This is a genomic window from Enterovibrio sp. FF113, assembly GCF_041439165.1.
Classification (GTDB): domain Bacteria; phylum Pseudomonadota; class Gammaproteobacteria; order Enterobacterales; family Vibrionaceae; genus Enterovibrio; species Enterovibrio norvegicus_A.
Genome location: NZ_JBGONO010000010.1, coordinates 52,447 through 77,265 on the forward strand (window position 1 = coordinate 52,447; position 24,819 = coordinate 77,265).

Below are 24,819 nucleotides of genomic sequence, written 5' to 3' on the forward strand. Positions count from 1 at the left end.
TTATCAACGCTGACGCCATGTTTCTATGAGTTCGAGATAGTTAGCCTTAACCGCATCTACGAAGCGCTCGTTATCCAGTTCCCCACGCATCCACTGACGACTTGGCTCACCAAAGATAGTTCGACCCACTGCAAAGCCTTTCACCGTTTGTGATTTTGCTGATGCTGAAAACCCTGCTTTGAGTTCATCTGCAGGCGCATCGAGTCCTAATAAAACAACACCACGGCAATGTGTATCGCGATCAAGGATCAGCGCATCAACATGCTGCCAGCCATTTTCTGTCAAAGGAGGAAGTTTCCACCAATCAGGTTTGATGCCGAGGTTATAAAGCCTTGTCATGACGCGAAGATAAAGCGAGTCAGACACCTCTGGAGATACCACATCAATATCGCGAGGCAGGATCACTTCAACCAAGAGTTCATTACCCGTTGCACAACATGCTTGATAGACCTCTAGCAATGTTTGCTCTTGCTCCAATTGCAGTTCGCGCTGATCGTCTGGATGATAGAACATCAAACATTTCACCACCTGCTCTCTCGGCCAACTGGCGAGTTGCGTACCAATGTTGCCATGTTCGAGACGCAGGGGGCGTGAGCCTGGCAGTTCAATAGGTCGCGCCACCCAGTAGCGCTTATTCACTGTATCACCCGCGCCCGTTGCCGCATTCAGCACGTTCATGCCAAAGGTTGAATCACACAAAATGCCGGCTTTGCCTTCCAGCCCTGCACTCTCTGCCACGTCTTGTGCCGCTCGCCAAATCAGACTTTTCAGATACGAAATGTGGTCGATATCAATGCCCGCTTGTTGTGCCATTTCGACAAACTGAGCACGATGGTCAAACGCCAACACACACAGTTCTGGCCACCCTTTTTCTCGTGTCGTAACACGATGGAGGTGATTCAAATCGGCATCGCGATCAGGACGTGGAATGTTGTGTTCGTGGAGCAAGTAATAATCAAGCTCCTCTTTGGTCGGCATGGCTGGTGAGCAACCATGACGAGACACAACCAACGCGCCACACGCATTGGCGTAACGGCAACATTGCTCCCATGATTCTTCATTGATATATCCGCGCAGCAAGCCAGACATAAACGCATCGCCAGCACCCAGCACATTCAGTACTTCCACTCGCACGCCTTTTACCGTAATGCCTTCATCAAGATGGTTACCGATATCATCAGTAAATACGCTGCACCCCAGCGGGCCGCGCTTACATACCAAAGTGGCATCGGTAAAACCGCGCACAACTTTCAGGGCTTCCACTGAATCGACAGATCCCGCGGCAATATGGAATTCTTCTTCAGTGCCTACAATCAGGTCAAACAGCCCAAGTACATCTTGGAGTTGTTGCGTCACAGCTTGCGATTCAATAAAGCGCGTTTCCCCATCACCCAAGGAGGTCAATCCCCAAAGGACGGGACGATAGTCCACGTCCAGCGCCGTTCGCACACCGTGTTTTCTGGCGTAGTTGAGCGCGGTGATCACCGCTTCACGAGAGCTAGGGTTCGATAAGTGCGTACCCGTGATCGCCAAGCATTTCGCCGAGGCAATGTACTCTTCGTTGATATCATCAGGCGTAATGGCCTGATCGGCGCAGTTATCGCGATAGAAGATCAGAGGGAAAGTGTCTTCATCTTTAATGCCAAGCAGCACCAAAGCAGTCAGGCGTTCTTTGTCAGTAATAATATTGCTGGTATCGACGCCCACTCGTTCGAGTTCTTCACGAACAAAACGCCCCATGTGTTCGTCGCCAACACGCGCTAACATGCCGGATTTCAATCCCTGACGCGCCGTGCCATGCGCCACGTTGCCCGAAGACCCACCAAGGTATTTAGCAAAGGTACGCATATCTTCTAGTCTTGCGCCGACTTGTTCGCCATAGAGATCGACGGCGACCCGCCCAAGGCAAATAACATCCAATGTTTTTTCCTGCGTTGACATGTACCGCTCCTGTCAGACTGAATGGTTGAACTGCTTTTTGATAAAATGAAATGGATATTTCATTTAATAGTAATTACGAACCGACAAAGACGCAACCAGTGAAACAAACATTTCATTGATTGAAACGACATTTATGTAAACACCTTGATTCAATATTGGCTTAACTTGGCACTAGACGACTGGTCTAGTCTTCTGTATGGTACGCACCATGAATACAGAAACGCACTCTACACGTCAGCACATCCTTGATGTCGGCTACCAGCTAGTTGCAGAAAAAGGCTTCTCGAACGTCGGCCTTTCACAATTGCTGAGTCAGGCCGGTGTGCCCAAAGGCTCCTTCTATCACTACTTCAAATCCAAAGAGCAATTTGGTGAAGCACTGATTGAAGACTACTTCTCCGGCTATCAATCTCGTCTTGATGTTTTGTTCAGCGATCCTTCAATGAATGGCTACGACAAACTCATGGCATATTGGGCAAAATGGATTGAAGTGAATAATGGCTTGTGTGCGAATCAGCGTTGTCTGGTGATCAAGCTCAGCGCAGAAGTCTCCGATTTATCGGAATCTATGCGTTGCTCTCTACTCAAAGGCGCAAATGGCATTATTTCCATGATTGCGAATTGCATTCAGCAAGGCGTCGAAGACGGCTCAATCAAGGTTCTTGATAGTCATAAAGCTGCGCACCAGATTTACCACCTATGGGTGGGCGCCGGGCTTATGAGCAAATTGAATCAAAATACTGAATGCTTAACCCAAGCATTTGATACCACTGCGCGTGTGCTGAAAGGCCACGTAGCTTTTTAATCTGTCACGCGAGTACGCCCGAAAATTTTGGACGCACTCTCAGGTACGAACAAACCAGTGATTGGAAAAACCGCCACACTCTGTTGGCGGATTTTTTTGACCAATCACTAGACGACTGGTCTAATGATAAGGAAAGCACAATGTCAGCATCCATGAAAAACACTCGAATCGTCCTTGCTTCTCGCCCTGTTGGCGCGCCTGTTACCGATAACTTCCGCCTTGAATCTTCAGACATTCCCGCGGTACAAAAAGGCGAAGTTTTACTCCGTACCATTTACCTTTCGTTAGACCCATACATGCGTGGCCGCATGAGCGACGCCAAATCCTACGCGGACCCTGTTGCTCTTGATGATGTCATGGTTGGTGCAACCGTTTGTCAGGTAGAAGAATCTCAACATGCAGAATTTGAAAAAGGTGAATGGGTACTGGCATACACAGGCTGGCAAGGCTTCGCCATTTCTGATGGTAAAGACCTTCTGAAACTAGGTAAAACGCCGTCTCACCCTTCGTTCGCATTGGGCATTATGGGCATGCCTGGCTTCACTGCTTACATGGGTTTGCTGGATATCGGCCAACCAAAAGAAGGTGACACACTGGTTGTTGCTGCAGCAACGGGACCTGTGGGCGCGACAGTTGGTCAAATCGGTAAACTCAAAGGCTGTAACGTGGTTGGTATAGCAGGTGGTGAAGAAAAATGCCGCTATGCGGTTGAAACATTAGGCTTTGATGTGTGTATCGATCACAAGGCGGGTGACTTTGCTGCGCAACTAGCAGCAGCTTGTGACAAAGGGATCGACGTTTACTACGAAAATGTGGGCGGTAAAGTGTTCGATGCTGTCATGCCTTTGCTTAACACTGGCGCACGTATTCCCGTGTGCGGCATGATTTCACAATACAACGCGACCGAATTGCCAGCTGGCCCAGACCGTATGGGCATGTTGATGGCAACGCTGCTGATCAAGCGGATTAAGATGCAAGGTTTCATCATCTTTGATGATTACGGTCACCGTTACAACGAGTTCGCGGCTGATATGTCCAAGTGGCTTGCGGAAGGGAAAATTCAGCACAAAGAACAAGTCATCGACGGCCTAGACCAAGCACCAGAAGCCTTTATGGGACTGCTTGAAGGCAAGAATTTCGGCAAGTTGGTGATAAAGGTGGCTGACGCTATCTAAATCAACATCTAACTTCTGAGAACAAAACGCAAAAGCCCGCCTGTGAATTCACAGGCGGGCTTTTTCTTTATCGCATACCCGAGTAACCTCAAGATACAGGATTCAGAGCATCTTGAGGTTGCTCAGGTATGGCATCAAATCAACGTGTTATAGTTACTTTAGAGTCTGTTTAGTATGGATACGCAAGCAGGAGCAAACAGAATGAAAACCCGACACACACTTTTATTGATGTTCTCACATGCCTTCGCCATTTTTATTGGCTTTGCGGTGGGTATCTACGCTTTGCCTATTTTGATCGCCCCACCCGGTCCAAGTATTGATGACGTTTCAGCGACGGCGGCAAACTCCACCTACAACGGCGAGTTTCGAAAAGACCTCAAGGACAGTGACACTTTCCATTGGGGAGAAGGCACGGTATCCATCGGACCAAATATGGTGTCCTTTGCTGGCGAACTCGCCCCTGGGCCTGACTACAAGCTCTATTTTTCACCTGAATTTGTAGAAACGGAATCTGATTTCAATCGACTAAAACCACAAATGGTACAAGTCGGCGATGTGAAAACCTTCGATAATTTCCTCGTCAATGTCCCCACCAATCTCGACCCTTCGCAATACAACACCGTGATTGTGTGGTGTGAGAGCTTTGGTGAGTTTATTACGTCAGCAAGGTATAAATAACGATTAGCAGAACACAAAACAGCCGCTTTTCAGCGGCTGTTTAAATTAGCCTTTATTGTCAAATCGACGTATCAGCTACAAGTAAGCACTGCGTTCTGAGCACCCTCTACATTCGCTAACAAACATTAATTAAGCGATGTATCGACACTACCCGTTTCTATTTTTATCTTGAAGTAGTGCATAAGATTTTCCCCATCGGAGTACACCAGATCTTTGTCGCTCGTATTCAGCATGGGGATCTCCACTTGGAATTTCGCATCGCCTGCAGCGTTTTTCCAAAGACGGATACGCGCTGGCATGATCAACAAAGTGGTTGGTAGTTTCATGGCAGGATTCCCCGCCGTTTTGTCTATTTCATCATAAAGATAATTCACTGACACACTGAGCATGTTCATGTCGATCTCATCAAAATCTCGCGTGGTGAAGAAATTCACCATTGATGAAATCGTGTAAATACCACCTGCAGGAATCGTTCGCCCCTTGAGGTTTTGCACAATCGTGCCGTAATACAGATTGTTCATTCTGTATTGACCCGCAATGCCAAGCGCATCAGCGGACAAGCTTACTTCTTTGCCAGCACCGGGCAACTTACTGTGTTTGGCGGAATACGTGACTTTCCAACCAAAAGGCAATTGCTTAGAAATGGGTGTAATGCCATACACCCAAGGGCGAAACAGGTAGGAACGCAACCCAGAGAACAGGCCTTGAAGCTCAGCGACGCCGCCGGGTAATCCTTGGACGTCTCCCGCAGAGCGCTCATTTTCGTCGTAAGGCGTTAAGTGCAGATGCGCGATGGAAGGCGGGCGTACTTCAACAAGCGAACCATACGAATCAGGCCTTGGGTGACAGTAATGGTTTGAACTAGTCGCGCTGTAGAGATTGCTGTCCGCGTAATTAGGATCAGGGGTTTCTTGAACCAATCTTGCTTTGCAGTAAGTCACACGACGTGAATCAGTCGGTGTACTTGTGATCACAATGTCGTTCTGACGTGCGTCAGCAGCAAAAACGACAATACTCCCCCAGCGTATCGGGTTCCAATCACTTTCTTCTTTTAGCGGTGAACTGCCAAAGGGATCGACATTGTTTGCGTCAAAATGATCTTCCATACTCCCCGTTTGCATCGAGTTCGATGATGAGCCGATATACATCGCCCCACCTCGGCTGCCATAAGTATCAAAGTTACCAAAATCATTAGAGGATGCCGTGTACGTTACTTTGCGATGAACTTTAAGCACACCCGCCGCGTTTGGCCAACCATTGCTGTCATTGACATTTCGGCTTCCAAGCACAGGTTCTGACGCATAGAGCGACCAACCGCCATTGTTCACTGCTGCACAGCTCACAAACGCATTGTGCATGTAGTCCTCATAGCCACCAGGAAAGAACCAACCATCGAGTCCATTTTCCCGCGCCATCAAATTAGTGAGCGAGTTGTAAGCGCCGTCAATGCCCACAAAGCCATTCCAAGGCATGCGTTCAACGACAATGTTCATGAATTCGTTATAAGAGGCTCGCGCAGAGGTGTAGTAATTTTCAGGAAGATAGGGGGTCATTTGAGACACTAAGGAATAGTGCGTCACCCAATTGTAAAACGACACTTCCACCGTCACTGTTTTTGCGGGTAAGCCCCCCGGCACCACAACAGTGGTGGTCGTATCATTCTTACCGATGGGTTTGTTGTATACCCGAGTCTCCCCCGTTTTTTTCGGATTACCCGTGGTTTGGCGATCGTCTGCATTGATGCCTACTGCACCACCACCTAGTTTGGAGCCTACGTTTGCGTACCTCGCAATCTCAGTACCATTCGCTGCAAATGCACGTACCCAACGTACCAGCGGCACATCCACTTTGTCGTCCAATAAGACTTCTTTAGAAGACGTGTATGCACCTCGCGCGGGTACGATAATTTCAGTATCCCCTGCACCGTTATTGAGTTTGAAAGAGGTAAGATCTGGCCATACTAGCGGATAAGTGAAACGTTTCTGCGGCAGTTGATTTGGTTGTCCCGCCCAAAATTGGGTCGTATTCGGACGTGAGGAAGCAGCAATGCTAGGTTGAGGCGGAGTATGACCGATTATCATGCCATTACCGCCATCACCCGGATCTTTCAAACAGCCACTTACAGCAAAATCTGCTACGAGTGTCGATCCGCATTGAGTCAGTACACCATTGCTATCAGTGCCACCAACGGGACAAAGGGCAGTAGGATGTTTCGCCACGCCTCGAAGTTCAGCGCTCAACGATTTACGTCGAACATAAGATCCTTGTCCACGAAAAAAACCCGCGCCAACAGGAATCACCAAATCACCCAGGATTGGGAAATAACCTTTGCCCATCACAACGTTAAACGACAAGGACAAATCCGCATCAGGCACCAGATCCCCGAGATCGTCACGCAACCCCAATGCTTGCTCAAGTTTGCGTTGATTATCCTTCGCAATCAATTTGACTGATTCACGATCCGCCACCCATCGAGCTCGAGCTTGCTCAGAAGACTCTCCGATAGACACAAGATCCAACGTTGTATCTCTGGGTGATGCCGGTGGCAATTGAATTAAAATAGGCGGTTCGGGGGTAACTTCAGGCGGAAATATCGCATTAATAATACGCTCAAACAAAACGATTATCTGTCGAAAGAAAGCGCCAAGTGCGGCCCAAACGCTGCTCATTCTTGTATTAAAGTCACTCACTACACTGCTCCATGCTTCTATCACGTAGTTCATCGAACAGATGCCAAGACATTCCTTTATCAATCCTGCATGCACCTTTAATTTGTATCTGATGGCATCCATTTATCAGAGGAAAAAGACGAATAAACCCATGAGATTTGTGCGTCTTCATTAGCACTGTACGCCACAAAAAAGCGTTAAATTGTATAATTTATGTGACATTAAAGGATTAGTTTGGCTAGATTTTTGGTGACTCAATTCTGGACCACGTGGTACGCATGAATAATGATTGTGATGGGTTATATACCCAAAGCGAGATGCGGCTCTGAAACAAGGGAGCTGTATCCTATCTAACTGAATTCACCGTAACTCATCAGCCCTGGCTATTAATAAAATAGTTATTAGCAATTTCCCTCTACTTTCTACCCAACGTATCCTTACGTCTTAAACAACAAAACAGAGAAAAGAGTCAATGGCAGACAAACGAGCATTGGTGGTTGAGGGCGGTGCAATGCGAGGCATTTTTGCCAGCGGCGTATTGGACGAATTTCTTGATGTGGGGTTTTGCCCTTTTGACTTCGCTATCGGCGTATCCGCTGGTGCGTCAAACCTCGTCGGTTACCTCGCCAAACAGCCAAAACGCAGTTATCGCGTGGTCACTGAACTGGCAACCAATACGACGTTTTTTAACCCAGCACGTTTCGTCAAAGGTGGCAATTTAATTGACGTGGACTGGCTTTGGAAAACCGCCCTAGAACGTTATCCACTCGATACCGATACCTTGTTTACCAATATCCCTTTGCTAGCCGCCGTCACCAATGTTGAAACCGCTTCTGCCGACTACTATTGGGTGAATGAAAGCAACCTGTCTAATGTGATAGAAGCAACCTCTGCACTGCCCATTGCTTATCGCCAGACTCCCTGTTTTTCGGGCGGTTGTTACACCGATGGTGGTGTTGCTGACTCCATTCCTGTGATAGAAGCTTATCGTCGCGGTGCACGTGATATTACGGTCATCCTTTCTCAGCCAGAATCTTATGAAATGACGCCAATGCGTCTTCCCAGTTTAATGGATCATATTCTGAAGAAACACCCAAGTATCGCCAACGCCATGCGCCAACGAGCAGACCGATACAATGCCTCACTGGCATTTATTCGTCAGCCACCTACCGATTGCAAAGTACGAGTGATTGCGCCACCAGAAACCTTTCCTGTTGGCCGATTCACCATGAAGAAATCAAAATTGGATCAAGGCTATGACATGGGTCGTCAAGCCGCACAAACGTATCTGTTTAAAACATTTAAATCAACGATGCTTAATAGTCTTGACTGGAATGGCGCTGCCACGTAACTGACTGCATGTCTTACCAATCAATCGTTGCGCCGAGCGAATATCTACGTTAGGTTGTTTGTTCATTAATAAGGATTTTCATTCTCAATGACCACGTTCGCTCAATCACTCTGGCTCCTTCTTCTTATGCCCCTCAGTCGGTAGAGTGTTTCGTTCCCGGCTGTGAGCAACGCAGCCGGACCTCGTTCTCACAGCCTTGATTAGTAAGACAACATCAAGGAAGTTAACCATGAACGACGCCACTGTCAGTGCGCAACCCTCCTCAAATTATCGCCAAGGGATTATCTATGCCCTGATTGGTACCGTGCTATTTTCTATCAAGCCTGTACTGATCAAACTCGCCTATGCCGTAGGTGGAGATGCAACAGCGATCATGAGTTTGCGTGCCGCGTCGTCACTCCCTCTCTATATCGCCATGCTGCTCTGGCTATGCCGAGATCCCGATCAACGAAGTAAGGTACGCCGATATGGCTGGCAAGCTGCCCTGGTCGGTGTATTGGGTTACTACTTCGCCTCACTGCTCGATATTCTCGCCTTAGAATTTATCTCTGCCCAGCTTGAGCGGTTACTGATTTTTCTTTTCCCCTCATTCGTGGTCGCTATCAGTTGGATATTCCTGAAAGAAACGCCGCAGAAAGGGACGTTCATTTGCATCCTGCTTGGCTACTTGGGTGTGGCCATGATTGTGGTGCATGATTTCCAGTCCTTTGGCTCGCAAGTGTGGCTGGGCAGTATCATGGCGATTGCGTCGGCCTTGGTCTTTGCCATCTATTTGATACTGAGCAAGAAAGTCATTGGTAAAATGGGCGCACAGCTATTCACTAGCTTAGGCATGGGAAGCGCGGGCGTGGTGATCATGATGCAGCACCAAGTTCAAGGCGCAGATTTCAGCGCCATGTCGAATGAACTGGTTTTGATAGGTGTCGCCATGGGCATTTTCTGTACGGTACTTCCGTCATATTTTGTAGCAGCAGCAATGGCGCGTTTAACCCCGTCAACACTGAGTTTGACCAGTAACATTGGTCCTGCCATTACAGCGTTATTTGCAATTATCCTGCTCGATGAAACCTTTACTGTTTTTCACGGCATCGGTATGTGTTTGGTCGTGTACGCAGTGGTGCGGATGAACAAGAAGGACTAATACAAAACCAAAAAACGGGCAGTGACATCGCCCGTTTTTTCTAGTTTCTAGTTTCTAGTTTCTAGTTTCTAGTTTCTAGTTTCTAGTAAGTATTAACCCTACTCGCCCACATCGACACCATAACGGAAGCAGGTTTTAGTATGATCGTTCACCATGCCTGTCGCTTGCATATAGGCATAACAAATCGTGGTGCCTATAAATTTAAAGCCTAATTTTTTAAGTGCTTTGCTCATGGCATCGGATTCGGGCGTCGAAGTAGGTACATCAGCCATTGATTCTCGATGATTCACGATCGGCGTCCCACCGACAAATTGCCAAATATACTTGTCGAAGCTGCCGTATTCTTTCTGAATAGCCAACACCAAGTTGGCGTTGGTCACGGTGCCATTCACTTTCAGCTTGTTACGAACAATCGCCGGATTTAACAGTAGCGCCGCTATTTTAGCTTCGTCATAAGCGGCCACAGTTTTAATATCAAAGTTATCAAACGCAACACGGTAGCCTTCGCGCTTTTTCAATATAGTGGTCCAACTGAGTCCGGCTTGTGCGCCTTCCAATATCAGCATTTCGAACAGTTCACGGTCGTCGTGAACTGGCACGCCCCACTCTTCATCGTGATAGGTTTGATCAATCGGGCTGACATTAGCCCAGCTGCAACGTTCCATGTTTTGTCCTTAACAGTGATTAGCGATGAACACCAAAATATATCCCCAAGCAACCTCAAGATGCAGGATTCAGAGCCTCTCATCTTGTTCAATTTAAGGAGAAAAGCCGAAGGAATGGTCTCCCCTTTCAAGGCTTTTCGACAATAAAGTGGACGAGATGAGAGGCTCCCAAAGGGCGAGGTTGTTTGGGTATACTGTATATATAACCATGCTTAAAAGTTGACCACAATAAAAAAGAGGATGCAATGTTAAGACTGCATCCTCTTTCTATCCATTGAAGCCTAACGAATTTACGTTAGATTAACCGTCTGATGTGTTTCTAGTGATTCCAACGAGGCTTCTGCCAGCACAAGCGCTTGCTCGCCATCAATACCTGTACATTGCGGTTCAGTTTTGCCTTCAAGTACATCGACAAAGTGTTGCCACTCGGCAATGTAGGCTTCTTTGTAGCGCTCAAGGAAGAAATACTGTGGTTTAGCGCTGCTGCAATCGTCTTCCCCCCAATGTTCAACCAAATGTTCACGTACATTGCCCGCTTTGAGCATGCCTTTACTGCCATGGAGTTCGATACGTTGATCATACCCATAACCTGAACGTCGACTATTGATGATGTTTGCCATTGCGCCAGACGGGAAGTGGAGCACGATCACAGCACTGTCGATGTCGCCAGCCTCACCTATCGCAGGGTCAACTAAGCACGCACCGTGAGCAGACACCGACACGGGATCTTCGCCCATAATAAAACGTGCCATGTCCAAATCATGGATCGACATATCACGGAAAATACCACCAGATACGCGCACATAATCCGCAGGCGGAGGTGATGGGTCACGTGATGTGATCACCAAGGTTTCTGCTTTGCCAATCGCGCCGCTTTCAAACAGATCTTTTAGCGTACGAAACTGTGGATCGTAGCGACGATTAAAGCCAACAAGGAATTTCACAGCGGATTCTGCCACGGTATCCAAACAGGCTCGAACCCGATCAAGACTGAGATCTATCGGCTTTTCGCAAAATATCGCCTTGCCTGCTTTGGCCGCGAGCTCAATGAGATTTGCATGAGTATCCGTCGCAGAGCATATACATACCGCATGAATATCAGGATCGGCCAAGGCTTCTTCTGTCGTCATCACATCGGCATGATATTTCTCAGCCAATTGCGCCGCCCCTTCAGTGTAGGGGTCAATCACAGCGCGGATCTGCGTCATGGGATGAGCATCAATATTGACGGCGTGTACTTTACCAATACGTCCGCAACCAAACAGCGCAATATTAAACATAGCCTCTCCTTTTGCTTTGGCTTTTAAACAGCGGGCGCGGTGAATGACCTCTGCGCCCCTTTGTGAAATTAAGTTAGGTTGATTAACCCGTGTGTTTATCGGCGTATTCCGACGTATTTATCCAAGCGTGGTCCTGCTCCCAGCTAAACAACCACTTACGTACTGGCCCAGCCATGACATTCAGGTAGTAGCTGTCGTAGCCTGCCATTGTTGCCACAGGGTGATAGCCACGCGGGACTTGCACAACATCACCGTCGTAAGCGGCCATGCATTCATCCAACGCTCTGTCATCGGTGTAAACACGCTGGATACAAAACCCCTGAGGCGGGTTTATGCGATGATAGTAAGTCTCTTCTAATTGGGTTTCATTGGGCGGCGCATCACGGTCATGTTTGTGACTTGGGTAGGAGCTTGTGCATCCTTCGTCAGTGTAGACCTCGACAACCAACAGGCTGTCGGCGTCTTTATCATCAGGCAAAATATTGTGTACATAGCGCTGATTATTGCCATGTCCTCTCGCTTCTGCGTCAACATCTCCTGGGGCAATAAGGCGTGAAGGAAATGTGCTTTTTCCTGGCGCATGACAAACGGCAAGCTCCAACGCTGTTGTGGCTGTCAACGTGGCAGAGTCACCGGCGGTGACATACAAAGAAAACGGTTTTTTCCGATCAAAAGGTCCTTCTCTGTCGCCAATTTCACCCAGTGTATTTCCAGACAAGACGGCTTCGGCTTTACCACCGACCAAGACAATACAGAGCTCTTCGTCGATGTTAGCGTTAAATGAGAGTGTTTTACCCGCCGCCAGCAGAAAGGCTTCAAAGCCCACATGTTTCCACCCTGCTGATTCCGGCGTGATGTGTTGATAACGCCCCTGATCATCTGGGCTCTTTCTCTTCGAAAGCAGTTCAGACATAACGTCTCCTTGTCATTTAGACTGATTTCATCGTGTTTTCGATTAACACTATTTCATGTGTCTGCCAATAATAGAACATTTTTTTCAAATCTCAATAAAATGAAATTTATATTTCATTTATCGTTTAACTTGAAATAGACTGAATGCAATTCATTTGCCGAAGGAGAAGGGAAATGCGCAGAAATGGACAAGGAACATCGACGTCTTTTTTTCAGATATCCGATGTTGATCTAGACGCGTTTAAAATAAGTTGCGAACAAAGCGTCCAGCCAGAGAGATACCCGCTGGCTGCCGACATCATCTCAAATGTCGTGATCTATGATGGTGCCGATCTTCGTGCTGCTGCGAATGGTGATTCAGACAGTGTTAACGCGTTTCAAAATGAAATGGCCGATGTGCTGCTTCATGGTCCCGGCGTGTTTGCCATCAAAGGCTTCTACGCGAAAACCAGTATTATCGACGCCATGAGTCAGGTGTTTGAACAGATCCTTGAAAATGAGCGTGGTTATGGCGCGGGTGACCACTTCGGCAAAACGGGGCCCCAAGCGAATGGACGCATCTGGAACGTATTCCAAAAAAGTGCAGAAGCCAATCCTGAGGTATTTGTTCACTACTATAAAAACCCCTTATTGCAGATCGTCTCTGAGGCTTGGCTAGGCCCGCATTATCAAATGACAGCACAAGTGAACATTGTACGCCCCGGCGGCGCAGCGCAAGTATCACATCGCGATTTTCATTTGGGCTTTCAACAACCACAAGAAACTGCACGCTACCCTATCCACATTCAACAAATGTCGGCGATGCTCACGCTGCAAGGTGCAGTGGCTCACACTGATATGCCTCTCGAAAGTGGCCCGACGAAACTGTTGCCTTTTTCGCAACACTATCCACTTGGGTATATGGCTTACCATGAGAAAGCGTTTCAAGATTACTTCGAGAATAACTATGTTCAGGTCCCGTTAGAAAAAGGTGATGCCGTGTTTTTTAACCCAGCACTGTTTCATGCTGCTGGCGAGAACCGCACGCTAGACTTTCATCGTTCTGCGAACCTGTTGCAGGTTTCGTCTGCATTTAGCAAGCCGATGGAGACAGTAGATCTGGCCCATATCTGCCGCAAAGTCTATCCGGTGTTATTGAATTTATGGCGAAACGATGCGTTATCGCCAGATGAAAAAAACGCCATTATTACCACAGCAACCGACGGTTATTCCTTCCCAACCAATTTGGACACGGATCCACCCATTGGCGGCTTGGCACCCGAATCGATGGAAGCACTGCTTCACCGAGCATTAGATGAAGACATGCAAGCCGCGACGTTTGAGGTGGCATTGGCGCAACTGCGTGAAAAGCAGCGAGCTTAATACTTGTATTGGCCTGTAGGAAATAAAAAGCACATAAAAAAACGTCCGACACAATGTGTCGGACGTTTTTGTTTTTGCTAGCATTCTACCAATTAGAAAATACTGTCACCGTCTTGTTGGATGTTTTCAGCGTCTGTCCAAACGGTAATCGATGCACCAGAACCGTTGTGGTTAAACACGTACGCTTCCAACTCGCCTACTTCTGTTGAGTTCAGCCCCATAAAAGCAATCATGTCGGCAGACAATGCCGCTGTTGGTGTAGCCGATGCATCATAGGCCCAGTTAAGCGCCTCAAGGTTAAAGGTATCATCACCTTCACCAAGGTAAGCCACAAAGCCATCCCAATCGCCAGGGTCGACGTTGGTGGTCGTTTGGAACTGATCAGACTGTGATTGAATCGCAAATGCATTCACCGTCACTGTTTGATCACCCGCATCGCCGACTACGGCTTCAACGTTAGCAATCGGCTTACTGCTGGTGGTAACGCCGTATGAAGAACCCGAGAAATCGACATTTGCATCACCTTCAACAATGATCTTATCGAATCCACGGTTACCACTATAAATATTGCCATTAGCGGTCAGAAATGACGCATCAGAGAAGTCTTCCTGATCGAAGTACATGGTGTCGTTACCTTCGCTACCAATATACAAATCTAAGCCAGTACCACCGTCCATAATGATGTCATCTTCAAAACCAGCTTGCAGTACGTCATTGCCCGCGCCGCCATAAAGTGAGTCATCACCGCTTGCGCCAAACAGTTTATCGTCGCCATCGCCGCCGTAAAGAATGTCGTCACCATTGCCGCCATTGATCACATCGTTACCCGCATCGCCATACAATACATCATCACCGTTACCGCCGTTAATGATGTCATCACCTTCATCACCGTGGACAGTATCCTGACCGTCACCACCGTAGATAACGTCTTTACCTGCGCCACCATTGATGGTGTCATTGTCAGTGTAGTTTTTATCTTGTGAAACAATGATGTTGAAACTGGTGTCGTTAAAGTCTTTATCACCCAAGTTCCAAAGGTCTTCCCAGCTTGAGCGGTCACCATCAACGTTTTCATGATCTTTGCCGTCGCCGTTTTCTGCAGCGTTAGACACATAGACCACAGAGCTTGCGCCGCCTTGAGTAATGGTTGAGCTGCTACCTGAAAGGTTTAGTTCGACAGAACCGACATCAAAGCCTTTGCGATCGCCATTTGGAATGAGGAACATACCAAAAGATTCACCGCCTGACACATCAATCTCGATGCTCAGATCTGTTACATTTTTCACGTTATCTGCAATCACAGCGGCACGAACGATGTTGCCATTTTCATCCAGCACATAGTAGCCAACACTGTTGTTGTAGGCTGCACTGTGGGTGAAGTTGCTCAATTCCAACGTCACCGTACCCTGACCTTCTAGATCATACAGAGTCGCACCGTCTTCATGACGAAGATTCAGTGATTGGGTATATTCCACGCCGCCGAAGATCGTATCATCGCCAGCGCCGCCATCAATGATGTCGTCGCCGTGCTCACCATAGATGGTGTCGTTGCCATCACCACCAAACAGCGTGTCATTGTCGCTTTCCACGTTCACTTTTTGTTTCAGTGAGACGTTATCAATCAATGCGCCATAGCTATCAGACTTGCCTTCACCTTCAAAGCGAAGAGTGATGAAATCCACACCCTTAGGAATCACCACATCTACTGTGAACGATTCGTAGTGATCGTTAGCTTGGGTGTTGTCAAAATACTTGGTGTAAATAACATTGCCTTGCTGGTCGAAAACCTTCACTTCAAACTGACTGGTTGAATGGTCACTACCGCGATAACGGTTTGCGTAATCAAATGACAGCGCTAGTACTGCATCGCCGTCGGTCGCCAAACCGGTTACATCGACGTCTTGTTGAACCCAAGTGTTTGTGTGGCTGTCTAACTCAAGTACCGTGTTACTTTTATCATTTTCTGGTGTCCCACCAAACTGGCCTTGTTGCAGTTCGATTTTATTGCTACCCGGCGTATACCAACCTGTTACTTGGTGATCGTGGAACAAACCCCACTGATTAGTGGTGTTATTGCCGTAATCTTCAAAGTCACCGTTAGTCAACAATTCACGTCCACCATTACCCCACTGGCCATCATTGCCATAGATAACGTCGTCGCCATCACCACCATAGATCGTGTCATCACCGTTGCCACCAATCAGCGTATCATCACCCTGACCACCGTCGATGGTGTCATTGCCTTCAAGACCATTGATGGTGTCGTTCACATCACCCGTTGCTGATGTGGTCAGTGCCACATTATCAATCAACGCGCCGTAGCTATCAGATTGGCCTTTAGCTTCAAAACGTAGCGTCACACCTGTCGTGCCTTCAGGAACAGAGAAGTCTATGTCGAAATCAACGTAGCTTTCATTCGACTGGGTGTTCGCGAAGTATTTGGTATAAAGAACGTTACCTTCGTTATCAAACACTTTGACTTGGAACTGGCTCGTCGCGTGATTATCACCTTTGTATCGATTAGCGTAGCTAAAGGAAAGGTTAAGAGAGGCATCGCTATCTTCGGTTAGCTTAGTGACATTAATATCTTGTTGAACCCAAGTATTGCCAGTGGAATCAAGTTCCATAACAGTATTGTCAGCGGCGTTAGCAGGTGTTCCACCAAAAGAGCCTTGTTGAAGCTCAATTTTCATCGTGCCAGGTGTATACCAACCTGCCACTTGGTGATCTTGAAACAGACCCCACTTTCTTGCGCCATCATCGCCCCAGGCTTCGAAGTCGCCGTTCATCAGTAAGTTATCGCCTTTACCATCTGAACCGTAGAGAAAATCTGCGCCGCTTGTACCGTTAATGTCTGACATACCTTGTCCTCATTTTATAATGTGACGCTGTATGAATGAGCAAGGAGCAAAAGAGCGGGGATAGCAAAGAAAGACCATCGTGGCTCAAAGCTGTGTCACTGATTAGATGTCAACTCATATTAGAGACAGCTAACATTCATTCAACGTTGTTTGTGACATCAGTTTTAATCACAAGACAAACAACAACAACACTTGTTACATAGCTTCAGCTTAAACTCAGCGAGTTGAATTAATAACATTGCATGCATCGATGATGAATGAACCAGAATAATGATGAGAAAAGAATGAGATTAAAGTAACAATGCCGCAATTTTCTCTCAACCAAGCCCAAAAAATGCGTCAGAAGTGAGAAAATCACAGAGAAGTGTTAAATGCATAGACAATTAGGCAAGCTCATCTCAAGTCCGAGAACTCAAGATGAACATAATCCATTACGCACTGGCTGCTTTTTCTTGTGTGAGGTTATTCACCCACTTGGTACCAAACACACGACGAATAGTGGGATAGAGCTTTACAATCTCCTCTGATGTCATCATCAGAAACACATACTGCAGCGGCATATCGAACCACATTGCTGCCAGTGCAGTCATAGGAATTGCCCACATCCACTGACAAACAACATCCATATTCATACAGAATTTGGCATCGCCACCTGCGCGTAAAATTCCCACGATCAGCGTGATGTTAATGTTTCTCGCAACCGTACTGATAGCAATAATTGGAAAACAAAGTGCCGCTAGCGCAATGACATCTTGGCTAACTTGGGCATATAAAGACAAAACAACGGCCTGTAAAGACAATACAAGCATGGCGCAAAGCACACCGACACATGCTGATGTCACTAACGCATAACGAGCATACCGCTCACTGATGGCCAGTTTGTTTGCGCCAAGCGCATTCCCCACCACAATCGCGGTTGCTCCCGATAAACCGGATGCGACGCAAAGTGTCAGTGCTTCGAGTGACGATACAATCGCCATGGTCGCCAATTCGGTTTCACCCATACGACCCATAATGAGTTGATAGACAAAAATGCCACCGCTCCACATCAAACTCCCCGCGATAATTGGCAGCGTAATAGTCAAATAGCGATTGAAGATACGAGAAGAGAAAGAAAAATCCCGAAGACCAAGAATCAATGGAGGACTCAAGTAATAAATCACTGCCACCGACATGAAGACACGTAATACCCGTGCAATGACCGTTCCTAAGCCTGCCCCCATTAACCCCATGGCTGGCAGACCTAAATAGCCAAAGATCAAAATGAAACTCAGCCCAACGTTTAGCCCAATTTCAATGATGGACATGGTCATCGTCGTTTTGGTTTTGCCTAGTGCGCGCAACGCAGCATCCATCGAGATGCTTGGCCCAGCAACCAAAATCGCCACACTGATGATTTGCAGATAGTTCGCGGCGAGTTCGGCCGTTTCACCCGTGGCTTTAAACAAAGAAGGAATGACATCAGGAAAGAACCAGCAAAAAGCAAACAACAAAGCAGAAGCAAACGTTGAGATGGTCGTACCGAGCGCAAAGTTTCGTCTTAGGCCATGTTCATCTTCAGCTCCCCAGTATTGAGCAAGTAAAACGCCCATTCCGGTGCCCATTCCCCAGATAAAGATACCCGTAAACCAAAATACCCGCGCACCGATGCTAGACGCTGCCACTTCCTGTGTGCCCAACTGACTAACCATAAGACTGTCGATGAAACCTGCACTGCTAAATAACAAGCTTTGCAGTACGAGAGGAAAACCCAGCAGAGCAACCCGCCGCAAAAAATACCCATATGAATGTTCTGTCATCCGATTTTCCTCGCCTAGCCAGGCATATTATCTTAGTAAATATTTTTATTTACCATAACGTTCACCGACAAAGAATGCGAAGTGTAAACACATGTAACTATCTGAATTATTTTCGATTTATATCACAGGACAATCCTATCAACTGCGCTCGTAAATCTTGGGATAGCCTCTTTAAAGCAATCCTCTCATTATTTACATGGGGAAAAAGCACACGAAAAAATGGCCGCCGTCTCACTACTGAGCTATTTGTTTAATACGTTGATTTTATAAAACCGTATCGTTCTAGGAGCTATTAGATGTTACGCAACCTAAAGCTGGGCCAGCAATTAACCCTTTCTTTTTCATCAGTCATGATCCTGATGCTAATTGTGGCAACGGTAGGCTATGTCGGGCTATCTAGCGGCTTTAATAGCTTTACGGAATATCGTGGTCTGGCGAGAAGCTCTAATGAAGCCAGTGAAGTGCAATCTGCTCTTTTAAGCGCACGCCTTAGCGCACTGAAGTTTCTTAAAACACAAGACCCTACACAGATAGATAAAGTGAACGAAGAATTGGCGCGTATTAGTAGCGGTATTCAAACCATTCTCTCGCACGAATCCAATCCTGAACGCATTCGCGAGCTTGAAGAATCAAAGATCTTGTTAAAACAATACGGCGATATGTTCGCGAGCGTCGTACAAGACTTTAAAGACAGAAATGTAGTGGTCAGTGAGGAGTTAGACCCCAGCGGCCTCAAAATGCGTAAGCTCATGACAACCTTGATTGAAGAGGCTTATCAAGCGGGTGATTCAGCAACCTCTTTCTACGCCTCGCAGGTACAGGAAAAGTTACTACTGGGTAGGTTGTTTGCCTCAAAATTTCTGATCAGCAACTCCCAAAACGATTTAAGTCGTTCGTTGGACGAACTCAATGCCGCGACTAAACCTCTCAACATATTAGAATCAAGCGCGAATACCCGTACTGAGAATGAACTCGTCCAAAGCTTTAGTGATGCTCACCTCACGTATATTTCAGCACTTCAGAAAACCGCTGAAATCATCAAAATACGAAACGAAAGGATCGCAGGAACCCTCGATGTGATTGGACCTCAAGTCACCACCAACCTTGGGGATTTCAAACAGTCCATCAGAGCGTCACAAGACACCTTAGGCCCGCAGGCACAAACTCAAAGTGAATCTGCCGTTAAAGCCGTCATCGTCGTCTCCCTTGTTGCCATTTTTGTTGGTATTACCCTTGCTTTTCTGGTCACCAAAGCCATTCGTTCACCGATTGGCGGAGAGCCTAAAACTATCGAGAAAATGGCACGAAAAATCGCACAAGGGGATCTCACGCAAAACTTCAATTCCGATAAGAAGGCAACAGGCATTTACGCTGCTATGGGTGACATGAATGATAACCTCAAAGACATTATGTCCCAGCTCAACACGTCGGTCACAACCTTGAGCAATGCTTCTGGCACACTGGTCACAGTGACAGATGAGACGGCAATAAACTCTGAGTCACAAGCTGAACAGCTGGGCCAAACAGCCGTCGCGATGAATCAGTTAACCAGCACCGTCGACAATATTTCGCAAAATGCGCAGCAAGCGTCGGACATTGCGAATGAAGCAGACCAACATGCTCGTGAAGGGCAAGTCGTGCTAGATCAAACCCGCACAAGTATTGACTCACTTGTCACCAACATTAGTAACGTGAGCAATATTATTCAGAACCTAGAAAATGAAACGAAAAACGTAGGTAGCATTCTTGATGTTATTCGTGGGATTGCCGAGCAAACTAACCTATTAGCGCTCAATGCCGCCATCGAGGCCGCACGTGCTGGTGAACAAGGCCGTGGTTTTGCCGTGGTCGCTGACGAGGTTCGCAGTCTTGCAAGTCGCACTCAGCAGAGCACCGAAGAGATTCAAGAACTGATTCATAGGCTTCAAAATGAATCTAAGCGCTCTGTCGAATCCATGCAAATCAGTATGGATGAAGCTGAAGAAACTTCGAGTAAAGCCGATAAAACGCGAGAAGCGTTAGAAGCCATTACACATTCTGTTGCCACCATTCGCGACATGAACAGTCAGATAGCCGTTGCCGCCGAAGAGCAAAACACCGTGGTAAATAACATTAATCAAACGGTGGAATCGCTTAACAGCTTGGGTAAAAGCACCGCAGTGGGTGCGGAAACCCTGTCAAACGAAGCAAAAGGTCTGACCCAAATCACCGCCAATGTGAGTGAAATCGTCCGAAAGTTCTCGCTATAAAACCCACATACCCCTCAATTGAAAAACGCGCTCATGTGAGCGCGTTTTTTATGATTTTTTAGTCAACTCTAGATGGATAAGATACAGCCGCGCATCAAATTCCAACTGATGATAATCAGGCTCCATATGGCAGCAAAGCTGATAAAACGCTTTGTTATGTTCTTTCTCTTTTAAATGTGCCAATTCGTGAACCACCAACATCCGCAGAAAAGGCTCAGGTGCTTCCTTAAACATAGAAGCGATACGAATTTCATTTTTGGCTTTTAGCTTGCTGCCATGAACGCGCGACACAAAACTATGCAGCCCCAGTGCGTTATTTACCACATGGATTTTTCCGTCATACGCCACTTTGCTGATAGGTGAGGACTTTTTGAGGTATTGATTTTTAAACCCCATCACATAGTCATACAACGCTTTTTCAGTAGTGATCGCATGCTTGCCCGGGTAACGCTGAGTAAGCCACGCACCAAGCTTACCACTTTCTACAAGGCGCTCAATTTGGGAGACCAAATGCTCGGGATAACCGTTTAAATAACGAAGAGATGGATTCATTGCCGTTTCATGCTGCGCTAATCAAGAACGCTATGCTACCAGTATTCCCGCTCAAATCCCTAGCACTGCAACGAAACCGACTGTGCGCCGAGCCGTTCAATGGCTTGATGATTCATGAGTCCGCGTTAATGGCTGAGTGCGGTTAGCGGTGTTTTTGCGTCGAGCCACGAAGCACGGGCTCGCACGGCAGGGTAATGGATTGCGGCGGTAGATTTGGGTTAGAGATGTGTTCAAACAGCACATCCATGGTTGATTGGATCATCTCTTCATTCGGCTGTCGAATCGTCGACAAGTTATAAGAGCGACTCTTAGCAAGACGAATATCATCCACCCCCAGCACACCGACGTCTTGCGGTATCTTCAACGCCAGCTCATAGCGCAGCGCATCCATACCGCCACAGGCCATAATATCATCGGCATAGAACAAGGCATCCGGTCGTTCAGAGTTTTTGAACACCCGCAGTGTCGCATCGTATCCAGCGTCGTAACTAAATTCGCCACCTTCCACCACCTGCCATTGGTTACACCCACGCTCCATTAAGCGGCTAATAAAGCCTCGCTGACGATCGACGGTCGCAGAGGTACCAATAGGGCCAGCAACAAACGCAGGTCTCATATAACCCGCATCGAGCAACATATCCGCCGCCATTCTTCCTGCCAACACATTATCGCAACTGACGACTGTGACGCTGTTGTCACTGGAATCGCGGCCGAATATCACCACAGGTGTATTTTGGGATCGACACGCATCCACGAGTTGCTGAGGCAAAGACGCCGACGTGATGATCAAGCCGTCTACGTTGTATTCCATGACGAGCTCTACCGCTTCTTGAATATCCATATCACTGTTCACGTTAATCAACAGACTATGGCAATCTCGCTTTTGAATTTCAGACGTGAAACGAGAAAGGATCGGTAAGTAAAAAGGGTTATTGAAATCCGTCATTAATATACCGACAAGGCTTGAGCGCGATTTGATGCCACGTGCCATTCGGTTAGGTTTGTAGTTTAATGCCGCCGCCGCTTTAAATACTTTTTCACGCAAGGGTCGTGAAATGCTGGCTTCGGGGTTGAACGCACGAGATACCGCAGAGACAGATACACCGGCCGCTTCCGCCACTTCCACGACGGTAACTCTACGCTTTTTCACCGCTGGTGAATTCGTTGTTAGCTGTGTCGGTTTATCCATTGTCATACGCTACCCTGCTTTCTGTCTTATTCGTCATCAGACCGCTCCTAGACATCATAATGAAATTGTTTTCATCTGGACACAGGAACGTACTGCAATTGCGCGCAGCTTATCTCGGTTGCGATAAACACATCACTTGGAAATGAAAATTTTTCTGGTGTATTGAAGCAGCGAAAAGGCGCAGAGCGATACTGAGCCTCTTCACTGTTCAATTTTTAGCAATTCAAAGATAGGTGTTCAGGCAATCTGAACTCGCATCTTAAGATTACTCAGGTATACGATTAGCGATATTCGCCAGCCAGTTTTTCTACCAATTCAACGTTTTCTTTGGTCACAAAACCTGGGCCAGAGTTGATGTTGTTAGACGGCGCGACACCGTAACGATTAAACAGGGTCAACACCATTACTGGCAAGTAACCTTGAAGGAACGGTTGTTGATCAATGCCCCACTGGATATTGCCATCTTTGATGCCTTGTGCAATTTCGCCACTTAGATCAAACGTACCGAAGTAGATGTTGCCTAATTGACGGTTTTTCTTCAGCGCGCGAATAGTTGGGTGAGCAGATGTTGGACCCAGTGTTAAAACTGCTTCTGTTTCTGGGTTTGCACGCAAGTACGCCATCACTTTCTTCTCGATGCCCGTTGGATCCTGACCTGAGTCAATCATCTGGCTACCCAACTCAACACCCAATGCATCAGCAAAGCCCTGGCAACGTTCAACCGATGCAGGGTTAGTGATGTAGTGGTTGACACAAACAAAGTTTTTAACGCCGTCAGCTTTGGCACGTTTACCTGCACCATAGCCTGCATCGTATTCTGGTTGACCCACGTGAAGGATTGCGCCCAAGTCTTCACTTTCTTGTGCCGTACCTGAGTTCATGGTTACGACAGGAATACCTTTCTTACGCGCTTTCTCCAATGGGCCTTTCAGCACCTCGTAATCGGCAATAGTGGTAATAATCCCTTGTGGGTTTGACGCCACGGCTTGCTCAATGATCCGTGCCATGTCAGCCAAATCACCCGTAGGCGGATTCCGATACTCCACTTCAACGTTGAGCTGGTCGCCCGCTTCGTTAATGGCATTTTTAATGGTGTTCCACCAAGAATCCGAGTCCGGTGCGTGACTAATCAACACAAAGCGTTCGCCATCGGCTAGCGCAGTGCTGGGAAGCAATGCTGCAAACGACGCAGCCATTGCTAACACAAGGACGGACGCTCTCTTTGCTACAGATTTAAGTAGGGTATTCATCCGGTGTTCTCCAATTTGCTTATTGTTGTATCCATCGGGTAAGGCAATACTCACCCCTTAGGTTACTGCTAAGGTTTGGGCAACAACTGCCCTATGACATTACGTTTTTCTCCACCAAAGCCTAATTCGCAGGCGCAGTATCTGCGCGCTGGAATTCGGCTAATTCTGCTTCAAGCGTTTCCAACTCTTGCCCGCCAGACATCATTTCCAATATCTGTTCGCGGGTGACATCTTTCTTCATCCATGTGCCCAAACTCTTGCCGCGATTAAGCAAGGTAAAGCGATCTGCAATTGGGAAAGCATGGTGCACGTTGTGCGTGATCAAAATAACGGCGAGCCCTTTACCTCGAGCACGAGCCACAACTTTGAGTACATTAGCCGATTGCTTCACACCCAAAGCCGCTGTCGGCTCATCAAGGATCAGCACTTTAGCGCCAAAGTGAATCGCTCTCGCGATGGCCAAACATTGGCGCTCACCGCCAGACATCGTGCCAATTGGGTGCTCGGGGTCTCGAACGTCGATTCCCATGTCTTTCATACCGGCGGTCGCAATTTCGTTGGCACGTTTGGTATCAAATACCTTAATCGGGCCCCAGTTTTTGGTAATTTCACGTCCCATAAAAAAGTTACGAGTAACACTCATCAAAGGGACCAACGCCAAATCCTGATACACGGTAGCGATACCTGCGTCGAGCGCATCACGCGGTGATTTAAAAGCCGTAGGCTGGCCATTCATTAAAAACTCACCTTCAGAGGGCTTGTGCACCCCTGCTAGGGTTTTAATCAAGGTTGACTTACCTGCACCGTTATCCCCGAGCAAGCAATGCACCTCCCCCATTTTTACTTCCATATCGATATCTTTAAGTGCGATCACTGACCCGAAGTAGCGGCTTACCTTCTTCAGTTCTAGGATATATTCCGACATTTTTCTTCTCCTAAA

General features: G+C 47.3%; 18 protein-coding genes. 7 read left to right on the forward strand and 11 right to left on the reverse strand.

The features are described 5' to 3' along the window. Positions 1 to 3: 3 nt before the first annotated feature. Positions 4 to 1,941 (reverse strand): 5-dehydro-2-deoxygluconokinase, encoded by a 1,938-nt coding sequence (gene iolC, locus ACED36_RS09730; protein WP_017004117.1) that lies wholly within the window; start codon positions 1,939 to 1,941, stop codon positions 4 to 6. A gap of 208 nt (positions 1,942 to 2,149) precedes the next feature. Between iolC and ACED36_RS09735 the strand changes: the two genes are divergently transcribed. The 3 genes from ACED36_RS09735 to ACED36_RS09745 all read left to right on the forward strand — a co-directional run bounded on the left by ACED36_RS09735 (position 2,150) and on the right by ACED36_RS09745 (position 4,599). Continuing rightward, positions 2,150 to 2,746 carry a TetR/AcrR family transcriptional regulator gene (locus tag ACED36_RS09735; protein WP_017004118.1) on the forward strand — a complete coding sequence of 199 codons (597 nt, stop codon included), beginning with the start codon at positions 2,150 to 2,152 and terminating at the stop codon, positions 2,744 to 2,746. 140 nt (positions 2,747 to 2,886) lie between these two features. After that, a complete protein-coding gene (locus ACED36_RS09740) occupies positions 2,887 to 3,921 on the forward strand; it encodes an NADP-dependent oxidoreductase (RefSeq protein ID WP_016961363.1) in 1,035 nt (344 codons plus the stop codon). A gap of 201 nt (positions 3,922 to 4,122) precedes the next feature. After that, the gene (locus ACED36_RS09745) at positions 4,123 to 4,599 is read left to right on the forward strand and encodes a DM13 domain-containing protein (protein WP_016961362.1); all 477 of its coding nucleotides are present in this window, start codon (positions 4,123 to 4,125) and stop codon (positions 4,597 to 4,599) included. 125 nt (positions 4,600 to 4,724) lie between these two features. Here the strand turns inward: ACED36_RS09745 and ACED36_RS09750 are convergent, their stop codons facing one another. Next, positions 4,725 to 7,268: a hypothetical protein gene (locus ACED36_RS09750; protein ID WP_017004120.1), complete on the reverse strand. Its 2,544-nt coding sequence runs from the start codon at positions 7,266 to 7,268 to the stop codon at positions 4,725 to 4,727. A 472-nt stretch (positions 7,269 to 7,740) separates the two neighbouring features. On the opposite strand from ACED36_RS09750, the gene ACED36_RS09755 reads away from it, so the two are divergent. After that, on the forward strand, positions 7,741 to 8,619 hold the full coding sequence (locus ACED36_RS09755) for a patatin family protein (protein ID WP_016961360.1): 879 nt from the start codon (positions 7,741 to 7,743) through the stop codon (positions 8,617 to 8,619). A gap of 229 nt (positions 8,620 to 8,848) precedes the next feature. Continuing rightward, positions 8,849 to 9,760, forward strand: a complete 912-nt coding sequence (locus tag ACED36_RS09760; RefSeq protein WP_016961359.1) for a DMT family transporter — start codon at positions 8,849 to 8,851, stop codon at positions 9,758 to 9,760. 98 nt (positions 9,761 to 9,858) lie between these two features. On the opposite strand, the gene ACED36_RS09765 is transcribed toward ACED36_RS09760, so the two are convergent. The 3 genes from ACED36_RS09765 to iolB form a co-directional block, all read right to left on the reverse strand. Then, positions 9,859 to 10,425 carry a DNA-3-methyladenine glycosylase I gene (locus ACED36_RS09765; protein ID WP_016961358.1) on the reverse strand — a complete coding sequence of 189 codons (567 nt, stop codon included), beginning with the start codon at positions 10,423 to 10,425 and terminating at the stop codon, positions 9,859 to 9,861. A gap of 290 nt (positions 10,426 to 10,715) precedes the next feature. Next, entirely contained in the window at positions 10,716 to 11,705 is a 990-nt protein-coding gene (iolG, locus tag ACED36_RS09770) for an inositol 2-dehydrogenase (protein WP_016961357.1), read from the reverse strand. A gap of 82 nt (positions 11,706 to 11,787) precedes the next feature. Then, the gene (gene iolB, locus ACED36_RS09775) at positions 11,788 to 12,618 is read right to left on the reverse strand and encodes a 5-deoxy-glucuronate isomerase (protein WP_016961356.1); all 831 of its coding nucleotides are present in this window, start codon (positions 12,616 to 12,618) and stop codon (positions 11,788 to 11,790) included. Positions 12,619 to 12,791: 173 nt separating this feature from the next. On the opposite strand from iolB, the gene ACED36_RS09780 reads away from it, so the two are divergent. Beyond that, positions 12,792 to 13,979: a phytanoyl-CoA dioxygenase family protein gene (locus ACED36_RS09780; protein WP_016961355.1), complete on the forward strand. Its 1,188-nt coding sequence runs from the start codon at positions 12,792 to 12,794 to the stop codon at positions 13,977 to 13,979. A gap of 92 nt (positions 13,980 to 14,071) precedes the next feature. Here the strand turns inward: ACED36_RS09780 and ACED36_RS09785 are convergent, their stop codons facing one another. Further along, positions 14,072 to 16,840: a DUF4114 domain-containing protein gene (locus ACED36_RS09785; RefSeq protein ID WP_371733171.1), complete on the reverse strand. Its 2,769-nt coding sequence runs from the start codon at positions 16,838 to 16,840 to the stop codon at positions 14,072 to 14,074. A gap of 431 nt (positions 16,841 to 17,271) precedes the next feature. After that, positions 17,272 to 18,639: an MATE family efflux transporter gene (locus tag ACED36_RS09790; RefSeq protein ID WP_016961353.1), complete on the reverse strand. Its 1,368-nt coding sequence runs from the start codon at positions 18,637 to 18,639 to the stop codon at positions 17,272 to 17,274. Positions 18,640 to 18,935: 296 nt separating this feature from the next. On the opposite strand from ACED36_RS09790, the gene ACED36_RS09795 reads away from it, so the two are divergent. Continuing rightward, the gene (locus tag ACED36_RS09795; protein ID WP_371733172.1) at positions 18,936 to 20,888 is read left to right on the forward strand and encodes a methyl-accepting chemotaxis protein; all 1,953 of its coding nucleotides are present in this window, start codon (positions 18,936 to 18,938) and stop codon (positions 20,886 to 20,888) included. Between the two features lie 48 nt (positions 20,889 to 20,936). On the opposite strand, the gene ACED36_RS09800 is transcribed toward ACED36_RS09795, so the two are convergent. The 4 genes from ACED36_RS09800 to ACED36_RS09815 all read right to left on the reverse strand — a co-directional run bounded on the left by ACED36_RS09800 (position 20,937) and on the right by ACED36_RS09815 (position 24,804). Beyond that, entirely contained in the window at positions 20,937 to 21,440 is a 504-nt protein-coding gene (locus tag ACED36_RS09800) for a M48 family metallopeptidase (protein WP_016961351.1), read from the reverse strand. A 142-nt stretch (positions 21,441 to 21,582) separates the two neighbouring features. Then, the gene (locus ACED36_RS09805) at positions 21,583 to 22,629 is read right to left on the reverse strand and encodes a LacI family DNA-binding transcriptional regulator (RefSeq protein WP_016961349.1); all 1,047 of its coding nucleotides are present in this window, start codon (positions 22,627 to 22,629) and stop codon (positions 21,583 to 21,585) included. A 281-nt stretch (positions 22,630 to 22,910) separates the two neighbouring features. Next, positions 22,911 to 23,825: a sugar ABC transporter substrate-binding protein gene (locus ACED36_RS09810; protein ID WP_016961348.1), complete on the reverse strand. Its 915-nt coding sequence runs from the start codon at positions 23,823 to 23,825 to the stop codon at positions 22,911 to 22,913. 175 nt (positions 23,826 to 24,000) lie between these two features. After that, a complete protein-coding gene (locus ACED36_RS09815; protein ID WP_017004126.1) occupies positions 24,001 to 24,804 on the reverse strand; it encodes an ATP-binding cassette domain-containing protein in 804 nt (267 codons plus the stop codon). Between the last annotated feature and the right edge of the window lie 15 nt (positions 24,805 to 24,819).

Excerpts from the sequence above, each read along its gene's own strand:
- ACED36_RS09795 (WP_371733172.1), top strand. The coding sequence starts at position 18,936 with ATGTTACGCAACCTAAAGCTGGGCCAGCAATTAACCCTTTCTTTTTCA.
- ACED36_RS09790 (WP_016961353.1), bottom strand. The coding sequence starts at position 18,639 with ATGACAGAACATTCATATGGGTATTTTTTGCGGCGGGTTGCTCTGCTG.
- ACED36_RS09800 (WP_016961351.1), bottom strand. The coding sequence starts at position 21,440 with ATGAATCCATCTCTTCGTTATTTAAACGGTTATCCCGAGCATTTGGTC.
- ACED36_RS09745 (WP_016961362.1), top strand. The coding sequence starts at position 4,123 with ATGAAAACCCGACACACACTTTTATTGATGTTCTCACATGCCTTCGCC.
- iolG (WP_016961357.1), bottom strand. The coding sequence starts at position 11,705 with ATGTTTAATATTGCGCTGTTTGGTTGCGGACGTATTGGTAAAGTACAC.
- ACED36_RS09785 (WP_371733171.1), bottom strand. The coding sequence starts at position 16,840 with ATGTCAGACATTAACGGTACAAGCGGCGCAGATTTTCTCTACGGTTCA.
- ACED36_RS09760 (WP_016961359.1), top strand. The coding sequence starts at position 8,849 with ATGAACGACGCCACTGTCAGTGCGCAACCCTCCTCAAATTATCGCCAA.
- ACED36_RS09750 (WP_017004120.1), bottom strand. The coding sequence starts at position 7,268 with ATGAGCAGCGTTTGGGCCGCACTTGGCGCTTTCTTTCGACAGATAATC.
- iolC (WP_017004117.1), bottom strand. The coding sequence starts at position 1,941 with ATGTCAACGCAGGAAAAAACATTGGATGTTATTTGCCTTGGGCGGGTC.
- ACED36_RS09755 (WP_016961360.1), top strand. The coding sequence starts at position 7,741 with ATGGCAGACAAACGAGCATTGGTGGTTGAGGGCGGTGCAATGCGAGGC.
- ACED36_RS09735 (WP_017004118.1), top strand. The coding sequence starts at position 2,150 with ATGAATACAGAAACGCACTCTACACGTCAGCACATCCTTGATGTCGGC.
- ACED36_RS09780 (WP_016961355.1), top strand. The coding sequence starts at position 12,792 with ATGCGCAGAAATGGACAAGGAACATCGACGTCTTTTTTTCAGATATCC.
- ACED36_RS09805 (WP_016961349.1), bottom strand. The coding sequence starts at position 22,629 with ATGGATAAACCGACACAGCTAACAACGAATTCACCAGCGGTGAAAAAG.
- ACED36_RS09815 (WP_017004126.1), bottom strand. The coding sequence starts at position 24,804 with ATGTCGGAATATATCCTAGAACTGAAGAAGGTAAGCCGCTACTTCGGG.
- ACED36_RS09810 (WP_016961348.1), bottom strand. The coding sequence starts at position 23,825 with ATGGCTGCGTCGTTTGCAGCATTGCTTCCCAGCACTGCGCTAGCCGAT.
- iolB (WP_016961356.1), bottom strand. The coding sequence starts at position 12,618 with ATGTCTGAACTGCTTTCGAAGAGAAAGAGCCCAGATGATCAGGGGCGT.
- ACED36_RS09765 (WP_016961358.1), bottom strand. The coding sequence starts at position 10,425 with ATGGAACGTTGCAGCTGGGCTAATGTCAGCCCGATTGATCAAACCTAT.
- ACED36_RS09740 (WP_016961363.1), top strand. The coding sequence starts at position 2,887 with ATGTCAGCATCCATGAAAAACACTCGAATCGTCCTTGCTTCTCGCCCT.